Genomic DNA, 4,525 nt, shown 5'->3' on the forward strand with positions numbered 1-4,525 from the left:
CGCACGCCCGCTCGGCCGGTCTCGGGTCGGGCTCCCGGCGGCCGGCGCGGCCGGCCGGCCTCGCCCCCCGCCCCCCCCCCCCCCCCCCCCCCCCCCCCCACTACAGGTGGGGCGAGCGCCGCGAAGCCGGCATCGCCGGCCCAATCAATACACAACAAAAACCCCGCTTGCGCGGGGTTTTTGCCTGCAGCCAACTCCAACCGGAATCAGCGCTTCATCGAGCCGAAGAACTCGTCGTTGGACTTGGTGTTCTTCATCTTGTCGAGCAGGAACTCCATCGCGGCGATTTCGTCCATCGGGTGCAGCAGCTTGCGCAGGATCCAGATCTTCTGCAGCAGCTCCGGTTCGATCAACAGGTCTTCGCGGCGGGTGCCGGAACGGTTGATGTCGATGGCCGGGTACACGCGCTTCTCGGTGATACGACGGTTCAAATGCACTTCGCTGTTGCCGGTGCCCTTGAATTCTTCGTAGATCACTTCGTCCATCTTCGAGCCGGTTTCAACCAGCGCGGTAGCGATGATGGTCAGCGAGCCGCCTTCTTCAACGTTACGTGCAGCACCGAAGAAACGCTTCGGGCGGTGCAGGGCGTTGGCGTCCACACCACCGGTCAGGACCTTGCCGGAGCTGGGCACGACGTTGTTGTAGGCGCGGGCCAGGCGGGTGATCGAGTCGAGCAGGATCACCACGTCCTTCTTGTGTTCGACCAGGCGCTTGGCCCGCTCGATCACCATTTCGGCAACCTGCACGTGGCGCGCGGCCGGCTCATCGAAGGTCGAGGAGACCACTTCGCCGCGCACGGTGCGCTGCATTTCGGTCACTTCTTCCGGACGCTCATCCACCAGCAGCACGATCATGTGCACTTCCGGGTGGTTGGTGGTGATGGCAGTAGCGATCTGCTGCATCATCATCGTCTTACCGGCCTTCGGCGGCGAGACGATCAGGGCGCGCTGGCCCTTGCCCTGCGGTGCCATCAGGTCGAGGATGCGACCGGTGATGTCTTCCGAGGAGCCGTTGCCGCGCTCAAGCGTGAAGCGCTTGCGCGGGAACAGCGGGGTCAGGTTTTCGAACAGCACCTTGTTCTTCGATGCTTCGATCGGCTCACCGTTGATGGTGTCCACGATCGACAGGGCGAAGTAACGCTCGCCGTCCTTCGGGAAGCGGATGCGGCCAGAAAGATGGTCGCCGGTGCGCAGGTTGAAGCGGCGGATCTGGCTCGGCGAGATATAGGTATCGTCCGGGCCGGCCAGGTAGCTGGCTTCAAAGGCGCGCAGGAAGCCGAAGCCGTCCGGCAGGATTTCCAGCACACCGTCGGCGGCGACGCCGTCGCCATGGCGGGTCAGCACCTTGAGCAGGGCGAAGATCACGTCCTGCTTGCGGGCACGTGCCACGCCTTCGGAAATCTGCAGCTGCTCGGCGATTTCCAGCAGCTTCTGCGCCGGCATCCGCTTCAGATCGCTGAGCGAATAGACCGGGAAGCCTTCCGGCACGCTCGGCATCGAGCGCGGAACGAAATTGTCGTTACCGCCTTCGTTGCCCATGCCGTTGTCGTCACGCGGACGGTTGCGGTCACGGTCGCGACGGTTGCGGAACCGGTCGCGGCGGTTGCCCTGACCTTGGCCCTGGCCCTGCTGATTGTTCTGGCCGTAACGCTGCTGGTTGTTGCCTTCACCGCCGTCCTGGCCACCCTGCGGGGCGTTGTCGCCAGAGGCTGCGGCCGGGGCCTGGCCTTCATTGCTGGACGCCGGCGCGGCGGGCGCGGGAGGCGGAGCAACGGGGGCAGGTGCAGGTGCGGCGGCTACCGGCGCCGGGGCGGCCGGAGCAGCTGGCAACGGCAGGGCCGGCTGGGCGGGGGCAGAGGCACCGCTGTCGGCGCTTTCAACTGCTTTGGCAACACGCGGCTTGCGCACGCGCTTCTCGACAGGAGCGTCGGTGCTCCCGGTTTCGGAAGGAGTGTTCTCGGACAAGTGCTTGATTCCTCTCGCTTAGACGTGCGAGCGCCCTGCGGGGCTGCGAACTGGTTGGGATGGTCCGGACGAGAACCCGTCCAGAGGGTGCGGCACGCGAATGCTGCCGGATGTAGCGACACTAACACCGCCAAGCGCGGCGGTGCAAGCGCCTGCAAAACCCTGTTGGGCCGCGGTATGGCGGCCAAATAGACCAGGCGGGCCGCGCTGTGGCGGCCCAATGGCCGGCGGCAGGACGCCGCCGGGCCTTGCTTGATCAGACCAGCGCCTTGTCGATCATCTGGCTCAGCTGGCCCTTGCCGACTGCGCCGATCTGGGTGGCCTGGATCTGGCCATCCTTGAACAGCAGCAGCATCGGGATCGAGCGCACGTGGTACTTGATCGCGGTGGCGCGATTCTCGTCCACATTGACCTTGGCGATCTTCAGCTTGCCGTCATAGGCATCAGCCAATTCGTCCAGGACCGGGGAGATCATCTTGCACGGGCCGCACCATTCAGCCCAGAAATCCACCAGGACCGGTTCGCTCGATTGCAGGACGGCGCTGTCGAAGTCGGCGTCGCCGACGTGTAAAACCTTATCGCTCACTTGGAGTCTCCTGGTGCAATGCGACTGCCCATGCCGGGTTGGCGGTCGCATTGCGGTAAACTGGGGCATTGCGCGGACAGTGGGCAGGGCCCAGGTGTCGCGCGACCCGGCGCAGGGGCCGCAGTGTGCGACGGTGCCCGAATCGATGCAAGCTGCCCGGCCACACTGACCGGCTGGCACTACAAAGACGAAAACAATGAGCGACAAACCGCTAACCGACGTAACGTTTTCCTCCTTCGACCTGCAGCCTTCGCTGCTGGCAGGCCTAGAAGGCGCGGGTTTTACCCGCTGTACCCCCATTCAGGCGCTGACCCTGCCGGTGGCTTTGCCGGGCGGCGACGTCGCCGGCCAGGCCCAGACCGGCACCGGCAAGACGCTGGCCTTCCTGGTCGCCGTCGCCAACCGCCTGCTGACCCGTCCGGCGCTGGCTGACCGCAAGCCGGAAGATCCGCGCGCGCTGATCCTGGCGCCGACCCGCGAGCTGGCCATCCAGATCCACAAGGACGCGATGAAGTTCGCCGCCGACACCGGCCTGCGCTTCGCGCTGGTCTACGGTGGTGTGGATTACGACAAGCAGCGCGAGCTGCTGCAGCAGGGCGTGGACGTGATCATCGCCACCCCCGGCCGCCTGATCGACTACGTCAAGCAGCACAAGGTGGTTTCGCTGCACGCCTGCGAAATCTGCGTGCTGGACGAAGCCGACCGCATGTTCGACCTGGGCTTCATCAAGGACATCCGCTTCCTGCTGCGGCGCATGCCGGAGCGCACCACGCGCCAGACCCTGCTGTTCAGTGCCACCCTCAGCCACCGCGTGCTGGAGCTGGCCTACGAGCACATGAACGAGCCGCAGAAGCTGGTGGTGGAGACCGAAAGCATCACCGCCGACCGCGTCCGCCAGCGCATCTACTTCCCGGCTGACGAAGAAAAGCTGCCGTTGCTGATCGGCCTGCTGTCGCGCAGCGAAGGCGCGCGCACCATGGTGTTCGTCAATACCAAGGTATTCGTCGAGCGTGTTGCGCGCGCGTTGGAACGTGCCGGTTACCGCGTTGGCGTGCTGTCCGGCGACGTGCCGCAGAAGAAGCGTGAGAGCCTGCTCAACCGCTTCCAGAAGGGCCAGCTGGAAATCCTGGTGGCCACCGATGTGGCCGCACGCGGCCTGCATATCGACGGTATCAAGTACGTCTACAACTACGACCTGCCGTTCGACGCCGAAGACTACGTGCACCGTATCGGCCGTACCGCGCGCCTGGGCGAAGAAGGCGATGCGATCAGCTTCGCCTGCGAGCGCTACGCGATGAGCCTGCCGGACATCGAGGCCTACATCGAGCAGAAGATCCCGGTCGAAGCGGTCACCACCGAGCTGATGACTGCGCTGCCGCGTCCCGAACGTGCGCCGCTGCCGGAAGGCGAAGAAGGTGAAAGCGTTGGCGCCATCTTCCGCGAAGCCCGCGAGCAGAAGGCCGCTGACGAAGCCCGTCGTGGTGGTGGTCGCAGCGGTGGCAAGCCCGGTGAACGCCGTGGCGAGCGCAGCGCCGACGGCAAGCCGCGTCCGCCGCGCAAGCCGCGCGTCGAAGGCACCCCGGCCAATGCCGAAGCCGCGCCCAAGCCGCCGCGTCCGGCCGCCGAAGGCGCGCCGAACGCCGCCAACAGCCCGGCAGTGGAAGGTGAGCGCGCACCGCGCAAGCGTCGCCGTCGTCGTCACGGTCGCCCGGTCGAGGGTGCCGAGGGTGCAGCACCGGCAGTGGCCAGCAACAACGGTCCGGTGCAGGTACAGGCCAAGCCGATGCGTGCTGGTAACGACAGCGATTCGTTCCTGACCCGCCTGGGCCGCAAGATCCGCCGGATGCTGTCCGGCAGCTGATCGCCGCGAGCCTGTAGTGCCGAGCCATGCTCGGCAGGGCCTTTACCAGCAATGCCGCAAATGTAGTGCCGAGCCCTGCTCGGCAGAGGCTCTACCGATAGAGCCCCTTTCCGC

The 4,525-nt window shown here is 65.9% G+C and carries 3 protein-coding genes; 1 reads left to right on the forward strand and 2 read right to left on the reverse strand.

Annotated elements, in window-relative coordinates; all coding sequences use genetic code 11:
- Window positions 1-206: 206 nt before the first annotated feature.
- A complete protein-coding gene (gene rho, locus ACVOLR_RS19825) occupies window positions 207-1,964 on the reverse strand; it encodes a transcription termination factor Rho (RefSeq protein WP_481537957.1) in 1,758 nt (585 codons plus the stop codon).
- 256 nt (window positions 1,965-2,220) lie between these two features.
- Window positions 2,221-2,550 (reverse strand): thioredoxin TrxA, encoded by a 330-nt coding sequence (gene trxA / locus ACVOLR_RS19830; protein ID WP_057628040.1) that lies wholly within the window; start codon window positions 2,548-2,550, stop codon window positions 2,221-2,223.
- 196 nt (window positions 2,551-2,746) lie between these two features.
- Here trxA and rhlB point away from each other — a divergent pair, with 196 nt between their 5' ends.
- Entirely contained in the window at window positions 2,747-4,411 is a 1,665-nt protein-coding gene (gene rhlB / locus ACVOLR_RS19835; protein ID WP_481537958.1) for an ATP-dependent RNA helicase RhlB, read from the forward strand.
- Window positions 4,412-4,525: the final 114 nt, after the last annotated feature.

The sequence above is a fragment of the Stenotrophomonas sp. STEN030 genome (assembly GCF_056759995.1).